Source organism: Sphingobacterium sp. InxBP1, assembly GCF_026191775.1.
In the GTDB taxonomy this organism is placed as follows: Bacteria; Bacteroidota; Bacteroidia; order Sphingobacteriales; family Sphingobacteriaceae; genus Sphingobacterium; species Sphingobacterium thalpophilum.
In genome coordinates, this window is the sequence record NZ_JAINDX010000049.1 from 677004 (window position 1) to 694787 (window position 17784).

Annotated in this window: 19 protein-coding genes and 1 pseudogene; 19 read left to right on the top strand and 1 reads right to left on the bottom strand. The window is 44.7% G+C overall.

Annotated features, from left to right (window positions below):
• Nucleotides 1–28 precede the first annotated feature (28 nt).
• The 5 genes from K7A41_RS22650 to K7A41_RS22670 all read left to right on the top strand — a co-directional run bounded on the left by K7A41_RS22650 (nucleotide 29) and on the right by K7A41_RS22670 (nucleotide 3075).
• Nucleotides 29–1030: an FAD:protein FMN transferase gene (locus tag K7A41_RS22650; protein WP_028068606.1), complete on the top strand. Its 1002-nt coding sequence runs from the start codon at nucleotides 29–31 to the stop codon at nucleotides 1028–1030.
• A 120-nt stretch (nucleotides 1031–1150) separates the two neighbouring features.
• Entirely contained in the window at nucleotides 1151–1708 is a 558-nt protein-coding gene (locus K7A41_RS22655) for an RNA polymerase sigma factor (RefSeq protein WP_265715695.1), read from the top strand.
• A gap of 10 nt (nucleotides 1709–1718) precedes the next feature.
• A complete protein-coding gene (locus tag K7A41_RS22660) occupies nucleotides 1719–2057 on the top strand; it encodes a hypothetical protein (protein WP_028068604.1) in 339 nt (112 codons plus the stop codon).
• 218 nt (nucleotides 2058–2275) lie between these two features.
• Nucleotides 2276–2569 carry a hypothetical protein gene (locus K7A41_RS22665; RefSeq protein WP_051606493.1) on the top strand — a complete coding sequence of 98 codons (294 nt, stop codon included), beginning with the start codon at nucleotides 2276–2278 and terminating at the stop codon, nucleotides 2567–2569.
• A 59-nt stretch (nucleotides 2570–2628) separates the two neighbouring features.
• Nucleotides 2629–3075 (top strand): Hsp20/alpha crystallin family protein, encoded by a 447-nt coding sequence (locus tag K7A41_RS22670; RefSeq protein ID WP_265715696.1) that lies wholly within the window; start codon nucleotides 2629–2631, stop codon nucleotides 3073–3075.
• A 43-nt stretch (nucleotides 3076–3118) separates the two neighbouring features.
• Here K7A41_RS22670 and K7A41_RS22675 read toward each other — a convergent pair whose 3' ends face one another.
• The gene (locus K7A41_RS22675) at nucleotides 3119–3709 is read right to left on the bottom strand and encodes a DUF4126 domain-containing protein (protein WP_028068602.1); all 591 of its coding nucleotides are present in this window, start codon (nucleotides 3707–3709) and stop codon (nucleotides 3119–3121) included.
• Between the two features lie 256 nt (nucleotides 3710–3965).
• Between K7A41_RS22675 and katG the strand changes: the two genes are divergently transcribed.
• From katG to ureC, 14 genes and pseudogenes are all read left to right on the top strand, one after another.
• Complete coding sequence (gene katG, locus K7A41_RS22680; RefSeq protein ID WP_265715697.1) at nucleotides 3966–6245, top strand: catalase/peroxidase HPI; 2280 nt, start codon at nucleotides 3966–3968, stop codon at nucleotides 6243–6245.
• 393 nt (nucleotides 6246–6638) lie between these two features.
• Complete coding sequence (locus K7A41_RS22685; protein ID WP_265715698.1) at nucleotides 6639–7007, top strand: hypothetical protein; 369 nt, start codon at nucleotides 6639–6641, stop codon at nucleotides 7005–7007.
• A gap of 92 nt (nucleotides 7008–7099) precedes the next feature.
• Nucleotides 7100–7438, top strand: a complete 339-nt coding sequence (locus K7A41_RS22690) for a hydrogenase maturation nickel metallochaperone HypA (RefSeq protein ID WP_028068599.1) — start codon at nucleotides 7100–7102, stop codon at nucleotides 7436–7438.
• Nucleotides 7439–7456: 18 nt separating this feature from the next.
• Nucleotides 7457–8185 (top strand): hydrogenase nickel incorporation protein HypB, encoded by a 729-nt coding sequence (hypB, locus tag K7A41_RS22695; RefSeq protein WP_051606491.1) that lies wholly within the window; start codon nucleotides 7457–7459, stop codon nucleotides 8183–8185.
• Between the two features lie 76 nt (nucleotides 8186–8261).
• Nucleotides 8262–8741 (top strand): hypothetical protein, encoded by a 480-nt coding sequence (locus tag K7A41_RS22700; protein ID WP_265715699.1) that lies wholly within the window; start codon nucleotides 8262–8264, stop codon nucleotides 8739–8741.
• A complete protein-coding gene (locus K7A41_RS22705) occupies nucleotides 8728–9726 on the top strand; it encodes an ABC transporter substrate-binding protein (protein WP_265715700.1) in 999 nt (332 codons plus the stop codon). Before K7A41_RS22700 ends, K7A41_RS22705 begins: the two co-directional genes overlap by 14 nt.
• Nucleotides 9726–10739, top strand: coding sequence for a FecCD family ABC transporter permease (locus K7A41_RS22710; RefSeq protein ID WP_265715701.1), 1014 nt, complete (start codon nucleotides 9726–9728; stop codon nucleotides 10737–10739). The genes K7A41_RS22705 and K7A41_RS22710 overlap by 1 nt, the downstream gene beginning before the upstream one ends.
• Nucleotides 10736–11572, top strand: coding sequence for an ABC transporter ATP-binding protein (locus K7A41_RS22715; protein WP_265715702.1), 837 nt, complete (start codon nucleotides 10736–10738; stop codon nucleotides 11570–11572). Before K7A41_RS22710 ends, K7A41_RS22715 begins: the two co-directional genes overlap by 4 nt.
• Nucleotides 11573–11652: 80 nt before the next feature.
• Entirely contained in the window at nucleotides 11653–12213 is a 561-nt protein-coding gene (locus K7A41_RS22720; RefSeq protein WP_265715703.1) for a GNAT family N-acetyltransferase, read from the top strand.
• A gap of 16 nt (nucleotides 12214–12229) precedes the next feature.
• Nucleotides 12230–14665: a TonB-dependent receptor gene (locus K7A41_RS22725; RefSeq protein WP_265715704.1), complete on the top strand. Its 2436-nt coding sequence runs from the start codon at nucleotides 12230–12232 to the stop codon at nucleotides 14663–14665.
• Nucleotides 14666–14789: 124 nt separating this feature from the next.
• Nucleotides 14790–15200 carry a hypothetical protein gene (locus tag K7A41_RS22730; protein ID WP_265715705.1) on the top strand — a complete coding sequence of 137 codons (411 nt, stop codon included), beginning with the start codon at nucleotides 14790–14792 and terminating at the stop codon, nucleotides 15198–15200.
• A 159-nt stretch (nucleotides 15201–15359) separates the two neighbouring features.
• The gene (gene ureA / locus K7A41_RS22735; protein WP_028068595.1) at nucleotides 15360–15662 is read left to right on the top strand and encodes an urease subunit gamma; all 303 of its coding nucleotides are present in this window, start codon (nucleotides 15360–15362) and stop codon (nucleotides 15660–15662) included.
• A 17-nt stretch (nucleotides 15663–15679) separates the two neighbouring features.
• Nucleotides 15680–15985, top strand: a pseudogene (ureB, locus tag K7A41_RS22740) (urease subunit beta); the annotation flags it as partial.
• A gap of 65 nt (nucleotides 15986–16050) precedes the next feature.
• On the top strand, nucleotides 16051–17772 hold the full coding sequence (gene ureC / locus K7A41_RS22745; RefSeq protein ID WP_265715706.1) for an urease subunit alpha: 1722 nt from the start codon (nucleotides 16051–16053) through the stop codon (nucleotides 17770–17772).
• Nucleotides 17773–17784: the final 12 nt, after the last annotated feature.

The following is a 17784-nucleotide window of genomic DNA, read 5'->3' on the forward strand; positions in this document are numbered from 1 at the left end:
CATTTTAACTTTTGAACAATGTTGGGTTATGGTACAAGTTAGACAATTTTTGCTGCTGCCCTTATTTCTTTGGATGAACGTTTCGGCGGTATTTTCACAGGTACTGCTTAAGAAACAGGTAACCCTGATGGGGTCGATATTCGAGATTACGCTGATAGACAGGGATACCTTATCCGCCGCACAACATATTGCTGAAGTGATCGCTGAAATCGACCGGATCGAAAATTTAATTTCCGAATGGCGCCCGCATACACAGATTTCTGAAGTGAATCGCAATGCAGGAATAAGGCCCGTCAAAGTAGATCGTGAGGTATTTGAACTGACCCAGCGGGCTATCCAGTATAGCGAAAATTCACAGGGCGCTTTTGATATCAGTATTGCTGCGATGGATAAAGTCTGGAAGTTTGACGGCAGCATGATAACGATGCCTTCCGAAACGTCAATTCGCCGGTCGGTTGCTAAGGTAGGATATAAGCATATTCGGTTGGATAGCGCGGCATCGACAATTTTTCTGGAACTGCCGGGTATGAAGATTGGTTTTGGTTCCATAGGGAAAGGGTATGCAGCAGACCGTGGCCGGGAGATGATGGTAGCCCGAGGAATAAAAGCTGGTATTGTCAATGCTTCTGGAGATCTATCCGCCTGGGGCAGGCGACCCGACGGCGACTTTTGGAAAATCGGCGTAAATAACCCCTTCAAATCTCATCAGATGGTCCAAATACTCCAGCTCACTGATGGTTCGGTAGCGACGTCCGGCAGCTACGAAAAGTTTGCAGAAATTGAGGGAAAACGTTATGCTCACATTGTAGATCCCCGCACAGGATATCCGGCATCGGGATTGACTTCCGTAACCATTTATGGCCCATCCGCAGAAATCGCCAACGCACTGAGCACCTCCGTCATGGTACTGGGGGAACTAGAGGGCGTAAAATTAATCCTAAAATTTCCAGAATATCGTTTTATCTTTATTACGGACAAAGGGAAGGTGCTGCAGGATAAGCGGAGGTCAAATACACGCAGACATATGTAGCCAGCAGCTGATTCCGGATGATGTGCACCAGTACTACCAATACGTAAATGATAAAATAGTTTAAAGTAAAAGACGTTTTGAATCGTCTGCGCTACTATGGACATTGCATACCAAAATCATATGGCAGAGAAAAATTCCAGATCATTTACGGATATTGTCAAGACTTATGGAAGCCAGCTGCTACGTTTTGTAAAAGGTAAAGTAAAAAAGGCAGAGGACGCTGAAGATATCTTACAAGAAGTATGGTATCAATTGAGCCGGCTGACCAATATGGACGAACTGGAAAATGCCAGCGCATGGTTGTATGCGGTGACGCGTAATAAGATTACTGATAGTTATCGAAAAAGGAAAAGTGAATCGCTCGATGAACTCCTGGAAGGGGACGAAGAAGGTGAATCCGCTTTTCCGGTGCGTCAGTTTCTCCTTGTAGATGACTCCAATAATGCAGAACTTAAACTGTTCAAAGATATTTTTTGGGACGAATTGATGAAAGCATTGGAAGAATTGCCGGAAAAACAACGTCGGGTGTTTATTCTCAACGAGATGGAAGAAAAAACGCTCCAGGAGATCGCCGACATGGAAAATGAAAATCTAAAAACGATCATTAGCCGAAAGGGCTACGCAGTTAAGCATTTGCGCCTCCGTTTGCGGAGTCTGTACGAGGAATTAAAATTTTAAGAATAAAGCTATGGATAGAAGAATGAGAAAACGAGGAAGAGGCAAGTTTGCGTTTGTATTTGCTGCGGTTGTCATTGGCGTTTTCTTGCTGGTTGCCTTACTCCAGTTTCTGTGGAACACAGTGGTGTGCGATATTTTCAATCTAAAGGCAATTACTTATTGGCAGGCCTTTGGACTTTTTGTGTTGTCGCGAATCCTGTTTGGACGGGGTTTTGGGAAACCGGGACGTGGCGGGTTCCGCAAGAACTTTTCGCGTCCTATGGATCGACAAGAAGATCTTTCCGATGAAGAACGAGAGCGGTTGCGCGAAGAGTGGAAACGCCGTTTTGGCGACCGATGTGGATTTTAAAAAAGTGTAATTTTTTTAAAGTAAAAAGTATAAACAGGCGTCTTCTTAAATAAAGGCGCCTTTTTTTATACCAGGCTCTGAAAGATGCAGCAACCGAAAACGGCACTATAGCAATGATCGTCGGCAAACTGGCCCACAACGGCCCGACGGCTAGCGAATGTATGGAGGTTGCAGTGGATAAAAGATCTGGAAATTTGATGAACAATTAATAGAAAAAAATGAAACATAAAATTCGATTTATATTGCCCCGTCTGCTAGCGCTTACGGCAATAGTTGGCTTTGCCACATTGATTATTGGAACGATTTTTAAATTACTGCTTTTTGCAACCATTTTGATCGGAATAGGAAGTTTTGCGATGTCGCGACTGCGACGCAGGGAAATGCAGCTATCGGAAAAAGAAAAGGCCCCAGTCTATCCCCATTTATACAGCAATGCTGAAAGGGTAATGGCAATAGTGCCGTTGCACAAGCAACAGCGTCCGAAAGATGCCACGATAGTACCAGTATATTAATCCAAATTGTACGGAATACATAATAAACAACAGTTTACAAAATATTAAAACGGAAAGACATGTTTAAAAGAAATCAACAGACTAGAGCATATTCAAATTATAATAGATTTTGCGGTCAGCATTTTAAAGACCGTTTCGAAAAATTTCAGCAGCATTTTTTCGAAGATGGCGGCAGAGCACATGATGCGGCGGCTGTTCCCGTAAATATTGCTGAGAATGCCGAATTCTATGAAGTACAGGTATTTGCCGCCGGCCGAAAAAAAGAACAATTTCAGGTAAGCATCAACGATGGGATTTTAAAGATTTCCTGTACGGAAAATGAAAATGACAATGCAGCATATATTTATAAAGAACATCCAGGTGCAGCATTCGAGCGCGAATTCCAGTTAAATGAGCAGGTGCTGACCGACAATGTGCACGCTAGTTTTGAAGAGGGTGTCTTGACAGTAATTCTACCCAAGGACTTGGAGAACATCAAGACGCCGAAGGAGGTGGTCATCGATTAAAAAGCTGTTTCCACAGCGATATGATAAGGGCAATGTCTAGGCATTAGCCCTTTTTAGTTTTTCGCCACTTCCTTCGAAATTGTTTCTTCCCGAATTTCCAGAAAAAATAGAATAAACCGATCACGACAAGGATAGCCATAAACGGAACAAATAGCGCCAATATGGTCAAAATAGTTGAGCCGATAGTTTCCAGAGTCGCAACGACGAAATTTCCAAGACCGGCGGTACCCAGGGACGTGGCGGCACGTGTGCCCGCCATCGCCGTACTGATCGTTGCCGCAGTCCCGCCGCCGGCCAGGATTGCCATGCTCCAGCGGAAGAGTGGGTCTATCTCTGTAAATTGTAGGGCAAACAAAGCCGTTCCTGAAATAGCCGCTAATGGAATCGACAGCCCGTCCAACATATTATCAACGACGGGGATGTAAAAGGCCAGGACCTCGATCAACATGGCAACACTTGTCGTCATCAAAACTAAGTTTGAACCTGTCCAGGCCCATTCGCTGTCTACTTGGAATAGTTCCAGCCTACTGCCTAGACTCAGCAAAAATAAGGGCATAAACACGCGGAATCCTGTAGCGGCAGCCAGGCCGATGCCGATAAAAGCGCTGACGAAATAAGTAGATAGCTCTCCCATAGTTTCTTCGTTTTTGGTTCACGCTATAATAGAATAACAAAAACAGTGCTTTTGTTTTGGTGATGCTTCTTTATAGTGACCCGCAATAGATGTGTGTATTGTTGTTTATTATGGTATTATATGTTTATTATAGATTTTGTTTATATGTCATCAAATGGTTCAATGAGCAGGGAGGCGAGTATTTGCTTACTTTTATGCAAGTAATCGTCAAACAATTTGACAAAATCAAGGTATTAATAATAAACTTTCTTTTAATATGGACAACAACGAAAAAGACATCAGCAAATGCCCCTTTCACAATGGAACGATGCGTAATCCAGTGGCGGGGGGTGGAACCCAGAATCAGGATTGGTGGCCGGACCGGCTCAGGGTGGATCTTTTGAGACAGCATGACGCAAAATCAAATCCTATGGGGTCTGATTTCGATTATGCAGAGGCTTTCAGACAGTTGGACCTGGAGGCGGTGAAGCGGGATCTACATGCGTTAATGACAGACTCTCAGGACTGGTGGCCTGCAGATTTTGGTCATTATGGTCCCTTGTTTATCCGTATGGCCTGGCACAGTGCAGGTACTTATCGTGTGGGAGATGGTAGAGGTGGTGCTAATACCGGCCAGCAGCGTTTTGCCCCTTTGAATAGTTGGCCTGATAACGTGAGCCTGGATAAGGCGCGCCGCCTATTGTGGCCGATAAAACAAAAATATGGCAAAAATATCTCCTGGGCCGATTTATTGATATTGACCGGTAATGTGGCTTTGGAATCAATGGGATTCAAAACTTTTGGCTATGCCGGTGGAAGGGTGGATGCCTTTGAACCTGAACTTGATGTCTATTGGGGCTCCGAAAAGACCTGGCTAGGTGGTGACGTACGCTACTCACATGGTTCGGAAGGTGTGGCTGACGCACATGGTGTATTGTCCGCTGATGATGATGCCGATGGCAAAATACACTCCCGCGACTTGGAAAAACCCTTAGCGGCAGTCCAGATGGGGCTGATTTACGTGAATCCCGAAGGACCAGACGGGAATCCCGACCCTATAGCTGCTGCCAAAGATATCCGTGACACGTTTGGCCGCATGGCAATGAACGATGAAGAAACAGTAGCGCTGATTGCCGGTGGTCATACCTTTGGCAAGACCCATGGTGCAGGACCCGCGGATAATGTAGGCAAGGAACCTGAAGCTGCAGCAATAGAACAGCAGGGGCTGGGGTGGAAAAGTAGTTTTAATACCGGAGTAGGCGCAGATGCGATTACCAGCGGGTTAGAAGTAATCTGGACCCAGAAGCCTACGGAGTGGTCCAACCTCTTTTTCAAAAATCTTTTTGAAAACGACTGGGAGTTAACCAAAAGTCCGGCCGGTGCACATCAGTGGGTGGCAAAAGGAACGGATGCCAGTATTCCGGATCCTTTTGATCCCAACAAAAAGCGCCGGCCTACGATGTTGACAACAGATTTATCCTTACGCTTTGACCCGATCTATGAAAAGATTTCCCGTAGATTTTACGAAGATCCTGACGCTTTTGCAGATGCGTTCGCACGCGCATGGTTTAAATTGACACATAGGGATTTAGGACCTCGTGAGCGTTATCTGGGGCCCGATGTGCCGGCCGAAGTATTGTTGTGGCAGGATCCTGTGCCGGCTGTAGATCATGCTTTGGTGGACGAAAGCGATGTAGAGGAGCTGAAATCGGCAATACTTGCTTCTGGGTTGCGTATTGCCGAACTTGTGTCGGTCGCCTGGGCTTCGGCTTCCACTTTCCGTGGATCAGATATGCGGGGGGGAGCAAACGGTGCCCGGATAAGATTGGCGCCGCAGCGGTACTGGAAGGTCAATAATCCGACCCAATTGCAAAAAGTACTCGCCGTGCTCGAGCATATACAACAGGAATTCAACGGCAGACAGCTTACCGGAAAGAAGATATCTATCGCCGATCTGATTGTCCTTGGCGGGGTGGCTGCCATCGAAAAGGCGATTCAAGCTGCTGGATATACGATAAAAGTTCCTTTCCAGCCCGGGCGTATGGATGCAAGCCAGGAACAGACAGACGTCGAATCGATGGGCTATCTCGAGCCTATTGCTGATGGCTTCCGAAATTATCGAAAAGGTGCCTATACAGTTTCTACCGAAGCACTGTTGATAGATAAAGCCCAGCTGCTGACCTTGTCTGTGCCAGAATTAACCGTGCTCATTGGTGGTATGCGTGTACTCGAAACAAATTATGATGGATCGCAGACGGGTGTTTTAACCGAGCGTCCCGGACAGCTGACTAATGATTTCTTTGTGAACTTGCTGGATATGCGGACGGCTTGGAAGGCGATATCTCCCGACCGCGAATTGTTCGAAGGAACAGAGCGTAAGGACGGTTCAAGAAAATGGCTCGCGTCACGCGCCGATCTGGTATTCGGTTCGAATGCCGAGTTACGAGCAGTAGCCGAAATCTATGGTAGCGCTGATGGCGGTGAAAAATTCGTCAAGGATTTTGTCGCTGCGTGGAATAAAGTCATGGAATTAGACCGTTTTGATCTACATCGTTAATCACCGATCACATCAGTAAAGAAAGCCAATCCCAGATCAGGATTGGCTTTCTTTTATATTTATAGCGGCTGATCACACCACTAACCGCTCAGTTTTCCAGTAGACCAATACAAGGAATTTTCAGTCCAATAAATGACGGGAATCCAAGGCTGATGAATACAGTCTAAGATCGTGTTATGAGTTGCAGTTTATCGGTATTTATGGCTCTAATACCGTTTTAATGCTGCTTTAACCAAATTTTAATTTAATATATAAAGAATTATGGAATTTTCTTTGGGGTTTTCCTATTTTGTGAAACAAAATTCAAGATTTGTGCTACTTTTTGTTCTTTGATCGGTAGTAACTTTGTATTGTTGTCAAGGATTAACTTGAAATTTTGTTAGGTTTTAGCTTATGTGGAAGCATTTTATTTTTTTTGTTTCAATTCTACTGCTGTCATTTAAGACGCTAAATGCAGGTGGTCTTGTACTGAAAAGTGATAGTTTTCACCCCGTCGCTTACCTTTCTTCAGCAGGGTTACATGAATTGCACCATGCTGATCTAGATCCCATTTATCCATCTTTACAAGCGGTAGCAGAAATGGATGTGGAGCTGAATCAGGATTGGCTAACAGATCGGTGGATTGTTATGATTGACCTGATGTGGCATGACCTGTTGGCCTCTGGATTGTTCAACGATTATCGTTATGAACACGTCGTGGACTTAGAACCTATTCCCATACCCCGTTTTCTGCTGTTTGAGCAACTGAAAATCCCGTTTTAGTCATTGTCCTTACCTTCTTTCCTATTAGGGATCGAAGCTAAAATCACATTGCTTTTTCTACATTATTTTATTGATTTTCTTAACATATACCAATGCACGAGCTAAGTATAGTAAAGGATATCTTTGACACGTTGGGCTCACATTATGGGAGCAGAGTGGATGATATCCAAAAGATTCAGGTTACTGCAGGACTGCTGTCCAATGTACAGCCAGTACTGATTCAAAACGCGTTTGACGCTTTTATCATCGAAAACGCGCACTATCGCGATATGGAAATGGAAGTCGTGGTCAACGATATTATCGCCTTCTGTGAAAGCTGTCAGAAGAATTTTCCTGTCCATTTTCACCGATTTGTTTGCGACTGTGGACAGCCATCTAATACGATTGTTCAGGGAAATGAACTTTATATTTCGAAAGTAATTTTTAAATAAGATTAAACATTTATTATCATGTCAGACAATATGTCAAATCCAAAGAGTTTAGGTAACCGGGTAGGCTCGGTTCAATGTGAAAATACAACACTACACCTGTTAAAAGCCAATGATTTCGTCGCTAAAAGTATCCGCGAACGTTTAAAAGATGTGTGTGTGGTCAATGTATGTTCTTCTCCGGGCTCAGGCAAAACCACTTTGATGCAGGAAACAGGAAAACGTCTCTCCAAAGAGCTGAATATCGCTGTCCTGGTTGGGGACCCCGAAACTGAGCGTGATGCTGTCAGAATGCGGGAAGTCGGCATCAATGCCTTGCAGATCGTCACTGGCGGAATGTGCCACATTGAAGCACAAATGATCTTACAGGCTTTAGATCATATTAATATTGAAGACATCGACCTTTTGTTTATTGAAAATGTTGGAAACTTACTTTGCCCATCAGCATTCGACCTAGGAGAAGATTACCGTGTTACACTCCTCGCCACTACTGAAGGAGATGACAAACCGAAAAAATATCCGCGCATGTTTTTGACAAGTGAATTGATGCTTGTATCGAAAGCAGATTTGTTGCCTTATGTCCCTTTCTCTGTGGATGCTGTAACGAAGGACGCACAGGAGGTGAATCCGAATTTGGAGGTCATCACGATCAGTACGTTAAATGGCGACGGTTTGGATATCTGGTGTGACTGGCTGAAAGCGAAGGTTCAACGGAAAAAACAACAATACAGCGAGCTGGAAACCAAGTAGCATCGCTGCATAGCGGGTGCTTCCCTGCTTGAGTCTTCCGATAAAGGAAGTTTGCTGACAACAAATACATGTAATAATGAATACAGAGCCTGTAGTTATAGATACGATTATCCCCGGCCGTCTTGAAGATCATGCCGGAGACCACTTGTTGTTGGAGTGGTTTGAAGTGAACAAACACCGCCTTACCCGAAGCACACTGGCAGGGAACGGTCTGCTGTTGGAATTACAACGAGGGACAATATGGCATCAGGGGGATGCACTCTATGCACAGGGAAAACTGCAAGCAGTTATTGCCATCAAGCCGACACTTACCATCAGGTTTGATCCCTTGGACTTTACCCAGCTGGCAGACTTTAGTTATTTCATAGGCAACAGGCATCTACCCATATTTAAAGCTGAGGATACGCTAGCACTCCGGTTACCATACGATGGCCGGTTGTATGAGCAGCTTTTGAGCAAGTACAGTACGGCTATCCAGTTAGAGAAGGCTGTATTGTTAACCGAAAATTCGATCCGCCAACAACTAAAGGATAGCAGAAAGAATGAAAATAATTAAACAATATATTGGGCTGGCATTGCTGTTTATTCTACTGCAAGCATGCCAGAATAGACAGCATAGTTCAGCTACTGATGCTGTGAAAGCCATTGACAGTCGCGGGCAGGAAATTGCCTTGGTGAAGCCTGCACAACGAGTGGTAGTGCTGTTCTCGTCTTTGGTTGACGAAGTCTATATGCTACAGGCTGAGAACAGTCTCGTGGGTATCCCCGAACAGGTGTATCATATGGAAGATACCTACGCATTTTTGTCCAGATTAGACCCTCGCATCGCCCGAAAAAGTATTCCTACACCTACACTTGGTGGACAAGCCAACAATGTGGAAAGTATCGTAGCGCTCAATCCGGATTTGGTACTAACTTTTAATACCGATCAGGATAACATTGCGCAACTGGAAAATCTCGGTATCCCTGTTTTCACTTTTTCTTCTAAAGACGAAAGAAGCATCTTCAGCGAATTAATCGGAGCTGGAACTTTATTGGGAAAAAAAGAACGTGCGGAGGAAATTGTGCAATTTGTGGATGCCGAAGTCAAAAAAATGGTGCTACCGGCGGACCAGACGAAAAAGAAAGTATATTATGCATGGTCAAAGGGTAGGGTGCTCTCCACTTCAGGAAAAGGTAGCCTTATTGACATGGCAATTCGTCTTTCGGGGGCGACCAATGCTTGTCCGCTGACAATGGAAGCTCCAAATGTAGGAGCAGAGACTATCTATAAGTGGAATCCCGATCTGATTATCCTTTGGAATTCGAAACTTTCTGATGTATATCATCTGAAAGAGCTTGCAGCATTACCAGCGGTCAAAAATAAACAGGTTTTTGTGATGACCCCGTCGTTTCCTTTTGATCCACATACGGTGAAGTTTATGCTCTTCGCCAAGCAGGTGCGCCATTGGTGTCTTGAAAGTTATACGGAAGGACAGCTGAAGAACGACTTGGCAATAGCCTTCGAAAAGTTATATGGTAAACCGGGACTTCTCCAATAATGGAACGATTCAAGAAACTTTCTTTACTGCTGTTGTTGCCGCTACTGCTGCTGTTCTTATCGCTGCTGGTCGGCTCAAGTCAATATGTTGGTTTGATGGAGTTATGTCAGCGCATAGGACTGCAGCTCGGCATATACAGAGGTCATGGTTCCGCCGTATTAACGGACAATATGGATACGATCTTATGGCAGGTACGCCTTCCAAGGATTCTTTTAACTTTTATGGTCGGTGCAGCACTAGCGTCCTCTGGAGGCATATTGCAATCCATTTTCAGAAATCCGATCGTGGATCCCTTTACGCTGGGAATATCGTCTGGATCTGCGTTCGGGGCCGCCTTGGCAATGTTATTCCCAATTCTACCGGTAAATATTTCAGCATTCTTATTTGGTGTGTGTGCGGTATTATTGACGTATTTTGTGTCGAATGCCGGATTGAAAAGCTCTATCATTGGCATGGTTCTCGCCGGCATGGTCATTTCTGGTGTCTTTACCGCAATGTTGACCCTATTGCAGTATATCAGTGATCCGTACAAGCTGCAAGCTATTGTGCAATGGACAATGGGGAATCTTCATACCGCTTCTTGGTCAAAAGTATATTCGGCCTGTTTCCCAATAATAATCGGACTGGCCATATTGATCCTGCTGCGATGGAAGTTAAATTTATTGGCTTTGGGTGATCAAGAAGCCATCGCTGTTGGCGTAAATCCAAAGATACTGAAAATCATCTGCATCGCTGTGGCAACTATGGTTACGGCATCGGCAGTGGCAGCGGTGGGCGTCATTAGCTTGTTCGGGCTCATTGTGCCGCATATAAGCCGGATGATTTTTGGACCCAACAACAATATTGTGGTATGGGCTAATATCAGTATCGGCGGAACATTTCTCTTGCTTATAGATGATTTTTCACGGGCTGTAATGCCCTTCGAAATACCTATCGGCGTATTTACAATGATCATTGGTGCTCCGCTTTTTATTTATCTGATGCGCCGTAATGAAATTAACTGGAACTCATGAGCAAATCGATACATATCAAGGGCCTTTCCTTTGCTTACGGTAAACATACCATTTTACGTGATGTCAATGTAACCTTTACAAAAGGCAAGCTTTCCGTCATTTTAGGACGGAATGGCAGCGGGAAATCGACATTGTTCAACATCATTGCTGGCCTTGAACGACAGTATCATGGTTCGGTGCGGATTGGCGAAACGGAGCGGCGCGATTGGAAAGTAGGCAAACCCGGTGCCTCGAAGATAGGTTTCCTGAATCAGTTTCATCAGACGACTTTCCCATTTAAAGTAGGGGACGTGGTCTTAACGGGCAGGGCTTCATTTTCCCGGTTTGTACCAGCTAAGGAAGATTTTGCGGCAGTAGATGCTATTTTGAATAAATTTAGTCTGGCACATTTAATGAGCAAAGCCTATACCGCATTGTCCGGAGGCGAACGGCAGCTGATATTACTCTGTCGTATACTTGTACAGCAGCCCGACTTACTGTTGTTGGATGAGCCCACCAACCACTTAGATCTCAATTATCAGATAGCCGTTTTGCAGGCGGCAAAGGACTTGGCAAATGAAGGACGGACTGTGGTATGTGTCATGCATGATCCCAATATGGCTTATCTTTTTGGAGACCATTTCTATTTGATGCAGGATAATACCTTGATAGATCTGCAGCATAGGAGTAGAGAGCAGGTTCGTGAACAGCTCGAACAGACCTACCAACTACCGCTAAATTCCCTGGTAAATCAGGGCAAGTGGATGTTCGTACCCGCATTGAAGGGAAGTATCCCATCCTCTGCCAGTTTAAAGGTCTCTGAAGAAGAGGTAAAGCAGGTCATCGGAGTGTAGCTGAATAGGTGTGCTTATGTAGAGGTATATAAGCATAAGGTTGGTCAATGTGAAGACAGGACAATAAAAGAGCAATTATCATGGAAAATCATAGTTATAACATATCAATTACAACAATCACTGAGGAGGATATCGATACTGTATTGCCCTACGTGATTGAATTTCGAAAACAGCTCTTCCCAATGCTGGATGCCAACAAACTTCCGAAAGATCTAGTTGATTTTAAACGGGTATATCTCGATAACCAAATGGGAACATTTTTACAGGCGCGAGATTGTATGGGCCAGTTAGTTGGCGTAATCGGGATGCTCGGCTACGATTATCGGTTTCCGCACCTCGGCCTTGACGAACGTAAGACCGTGGAGGTTGCTCGCCTTTTTGTGGATCCCGCCTATCGCCGGACTGGTCTTGGGACAGTATTGTTTGAATACTTGCTGCGAATAGCAAAGCGTGAAGAGATCGAGCGCCTTTATTTACATACACATCCTTTTTTGGAAGGGGCCTGTGAGTTTTGGTTAAAACAAGGTTTCCGAATCAGCGATGTATGTGAGGAATGTGGCTTTCCTACAATTCATATGGAACTATTGGTAGGCAAGCTGTCGGGCACTCGACGCGAGAAGAAACTAGAACTGATGAAATAGCTCTTAACGGATTTTTATGAATAATTCAATGAAGACGCTTGCTTTCGCATTAATGACAACTGTTGCTCCTATCGGGGTGTATGCGCAGCAAGGCACTGCAATATTTGGTAAAATACAGGATAAAAATGGCGTGCCCATTCCAGGGGTTACCATAACACTGGCCAATCATGGACAGCAAACGACTACAGATGCCGATGGCGAATTTCGTTTGATCGCTGCCGTAGGATTTCCCCTGCAGTTACAGGTTGCCGCACTGGGCTATAAATCACAGCTCGTTAGTCTGGAACAAATCAGCTGGAATGTTAAAAAAGGTCTGCGGCTGACGCTCGAAGAAGATGACAGGACGCTTGACGAAGTGCTGGTAACTGGTCGCCGCAATAATTCTTATTTGACGAACAATATGGAATTGGGGGGGAAGTTCGCCGGAAAATTGAAAGACCTTCCACAATCTGTCGCTGTACTGAGCAAGGAATTTATTGAGGATAAACAGGCCTTTACGACAGGCGCATTGATTCAGGATCTGGCCGGAGTAACGGAAGCTTCGTCATATGACGATGTGATCATCCGCGGTTTTAAAAGTGGTTATGAAACGGGCATACGTTTAGTGAACGGCCTTCGCTCGGGCTATAGTTATGGCAATAGTTATTATAATGCGCCATTGACTCTTAATCTCGAAAATATCGAAGTCCTTAAAGGACCAGGAGCCTCATTATTTGGTGATGTGGTGCCCGGCGGGACAATCAATATGACGACCAAGAAACCCTTGGAGCAGTTTAAAGGTGCTGTAACCTTTGCCGGTGGAAGTTTCGAAACCATGCGTACCACGGTGGATCTGGGTGGTCCGCTGGATAGTGCACGGCGAATTCTTTACCGGTTCAATGGGGGCTATGAAGATACAAGGACTTTTCGCGATGTCAATCGCCAAAAACGCATCATGATCGCGCCCTCATTTACCTTTAAGCCCAGGGTGGGAACTACTGTGGATGTGGACGTCGTCTACAATCAATTCAATGGTTATCTGGACCGCGGCATGGGAATCAAAGAAAATAATTTCTATGCGCTTCCACGTTCATTTACTTTGAGTCAGCCTTCTGATTTCTACAATTCGAAAACCTTTTCACTAAGTGGACGTCTTACTCAAAAGCTAACAGAAAATCTTAGCCTGAACCTCAGTTATATGAAGTCCATTTATCAGGAAGACGTCAATGAGCACCGCACCTTAAATACTTTCGCGGATGCTCCGTACAATACCATAATGAATATGCGGTTTTTTGACCGTCATGGACGGGATTATACGGATAATGTGGTTGGTTATGTGAAGTGGGATCTGTCTGGAAACAAAATGGACCATCATATCGTTGCTGGGATAGATTTTGCACAATACCGCGGTGATAAAGAAAATCAGCTGCGCGAGGCACGACAGCAGAACATAGATGGGAAGGTGGTCCCGTTGACGTTTGATCTCAACCATCCCATGTATACCACGCATGATTTGACCAATTACGTGTGGCGTACGCAGGTGGCATATCCGTTTTTGAGTCCATATAAGACGACAGGTAAATATATACAAGATCAGATTAGCTTTTCAGATCAGCTGAAATTGGTCCTTGGCATACGGCATGAACACTATTCTTCCGAAACCATTGATGGGCAAAATCGGTTCCATGCGACCCAGAATGCTTTATTGCCACGTCTTGGAGTCACCTACGGAATAAATAGACAGGTTAATTATTTTGCGAGTTACTCGCAAGGTTTTGTACCGGTGGGAGCCAACTTTATTCAGAATTATAAGGACTATGGTGCGGATAAACCATTTGAGGCCGAACGTAGTTTTCAGATCGAAACTGGGTTGAAAACAGGCTTTTTTAAAGAGCAGTTACAAATGGACCTTTCCTTTTTTCATATTGAACGTCGAAATATGCTTATTGCTACGGGTACAATCAACGATTCTGGTCTGCCTGAATATCGGCAGTCAGGCAATGCCCTTTCGCGAGGTGTTGAGCTGGATATTCGTGGGCAGCTGACGCCTGAGTTTCAGGTAATGGCCAATTATACATATAACGATACGGAAGTGAAATCTTCATCTGTCGCATCTGAAGTGGGGCAGACCTTGCCTGGAGCTCCCAAAAATATGTCGAGTGCCTGGCTCAAGTATGTCTTTTCGCAAAAAACTTTAAAAGGGCTTGGCTTTGGTGTGGGAGTCTATTATGTGGACCAAAGGCGCATGGATAATAGCATAGGGAAAGACGATGCAGGAAATGCGCTATGGGGGCAGTGGCCTTCTTATACAACGGTCAATACCGCCGCCTACTATCATTTAGGTGCAATGAAGATCGTAATAAACCTCAATAACCTGTTTGATAAGTATTACTTTCTTGGGGGATTTGATTACACGCGGGCTTTTGCTGGGGCACCAAGGAATATCATGGTTTCCCTCGGTTATTCCTTTTAACATGAAAATGGAGAGAATAGGTGTAAAGCAGGTTTTTGAACAAATTTAGACTATTTAATTCAAGATTTGTACTACTGAGGTGGTCTGCTTTGGTTGTAAATTTGGACAACAAAAAATAGGATTAGTGAACACATTTATTAGACATAGTTGGATTTTTATCGTATTTCTCCTGGGCGTTGTACTCCTGGGAGGAATGGCTGTGCCTAAGCATGCTGCTGTACTTTCGCCTTCTTACATCCGCTTGGATGGAATAGCTGCGCAACCGCAAGTTGGTGATACAAACCATCCATCTGACCGGGAGTATTTAGTTGCTGCTGTTCATGAACATGATCTTTATGACATCACCGAACAGATGGATTTAAAAGATGAATGGAGTAAATTGCTTGATTGGGCAATACTCTCTGTTTGTCTATTTTTATTCTGTTATCCGGCATTTCTCCAACTGCCGAATAACAGAACACCGTATATGGACCGGTTGGTGTTACCACCGAAATATATTCTCTTCCAGAGTTTAAAGATCCCATTTCAGGGATAACTTTCCCCTTTCTTAATAGACAGAGGCTCCTTACATGAAACTCTTGAGTTTCTGTATCAAGCTTTTGTCTGTCCCCAATTTCGGAACGATTATTTGAATCGTATGGGCTCGCTATGACCGATCTTGACTGAAATAACAACAATTTAAATAATTTTTTATATGCATTTATTACCTAGAGAGACAGAGAAGCTATTGCTTCATCTTGCAGGCGAACTAGCGAAAAAACGTAAAGCTAGAGGACTTAAATTAAATTATCCGGAGTCTATTGCTTTGATCAGCAGTGAGCTGCTGGAAGCTGCCCGCGATGGACGTACCGTGGCCGAATTGATGCAATTTGGCGCCACACTGTTGACGCGTGAGGACGTTATGGAGGGTGTACCTGAAATGATTCACGATGTGCAGATCGAGGCAACCTTCCCCGACGGCACAAAACTGGTGACTGTTCATAACCCGATTCGATAACCGTTAAAATAGATATGATGATTCCAGGAGAATTTTTTATAGCAGATGGTCATGTTATCTGCAACGAAGGCAGAGAAGTGACAACGATCACTGTGACCAATACAGGCGATAGACCTATCCAGGTAGGATCGCATTTTCATTTCTTTGAAGTGAACAGAATGATGGAGTTTGACCGGGCAAAAGCTTTCGGAAAACGTCTCAATATTATTGCCAGTACAGCTGTGCGTTTTGAACCGGGAGAATCCAAAGAGGTAGAGCTAGTGCCTTATGCGGGAGCGAAACGGATATATGGTCATAATGACTTGGTTAACGGCGATACCGAGACTGAAGTAGCGAAAGAGAATGCATTAAAAAAAGTGAAGGAAAAAGGCTTTAAAAATAAAGTGTCATGAGTTTAAAAGTTAGTAAAGTAAATTATAGCGCCATATTTGGTCCCACCAGTGGCGATAAGATCCGTTTAGGTGATACAGATATCATTGTTGAGGTGGAAAAGGATTATGCTTATTATGGCGATGAAGCTAAATTCGGTGGTGGAAAGACCGTGCGGGATGGAATGTGCCAGTCTTCGGTACACACACGTGATGAGGGGACCTTGGATATGGTAATTACCGATGCGATCGTTATTGACCATTGGGGAATTGTCAAGGGTGATATTGGTATTAAGGATGGAAAAATTGTTGGTGTCGGTCGCGCGGGAAACCCAGACACAATGGACAACATCACGCCGAATATGATAATTGGAGCCTCAACAGAAGTGCACGGTGGGGCAGGTTATATCCTGACGCCCGGAGGTATAGATACACATATCCACTACATTAGCCCTACACAAGTAGAGACTGCCCTATACAGTGGGATCACCACGATGATCGGCGGTGGTACAGGACCTGCAGACGGTACCAATGCAACAACTGTCACCCCGGGTAAATGGAATATCCGTCGTATGATGCAGGCTGTCGAAGACTTACCCATGAATTTCGGCTTTTTCGGTAAAGGAAATGTCGGTACCGAACAGCCTATTGTCGAGCAGATCGAAGCCGGCGCTTTAGGTGTTAAAATTCATGAAGACTGGGGAGCGACACCCGCCACAATTGACAGGGCCCTGTCTGTCGCAGATAAGTATGATGTACAAGTTGCGATCCATACGGACACATTAAATGAAGCCGGTTTTCTGGAGGATACGATTCAGGCGATCAATGGCCGGGTCATCCATACGTTTCACACTGAGGGTGCTGGTGGTGGACACGCTCCGGATATTATTAAATCAGCGATGTATCCAAATGTACTGCCCGCATCGACGAATCCGACCCGCCCTTTTACAAAAAATACAATAGATGAACACTTGGATATGCTGATGGTCTGCCACCACCTGAGTAAAGAGATTCCCGAAGATGTGGCATTTGCAGACTCACGCATTCGTCCGGAAACCATCGCTGCGGAAGATGTTTTGCAGGACCGTGGTGTCTTCAGTATCATGAGCTCAGACTCTCAGGCAATGGGTCGTGTGGGGGAAGTGATCACCCGCACATGGCAGACAGCAGATAAAATGAAGAAGCAGGTTGGTCCGCTGCCTGAAGACGAAGGCAAACAAAATGATAACTTCCGCGCACGCCGCTATGTTGCCAAATACACGATCAACCCAGCAATAGCACACGGTATTTCAAAATATGTAGGATCAATTGAACCCGGAAAAATTGCAGATATGGTCATCTGGAAACCAGCTCTTTTTGGCGCAAAGCCAGAAATGATTATCAAAGGTGGAATGATCATCGCATCCAAAATGGGGGATGCAAATGCGTCCATCCCTACACCTCAGCCGATTATGCTGCGGACCATGTTCGGTGGTCTGGGCAAAGCTGTGCACCACACGTGTTTCAACTTCGTGTCCAAAATAGCATGCGATAACAACATCAAAGAAGAATATGGTTTGACCAAAGGACTGCTTCCGGTAGAAAACTGCCGGAACATCTCCAAAAAGGACATGATCCATAATGACGCAACACCCGAAATTGTAGTGAATCCAGAAAACTATGAAGTGAGCTTAGACGGAGAAATACTGCGGTCAAAACCGGTTGATACCGTCTCTTTGGGACAATTATACTTCTTGTTTTAACCCGATGACCAC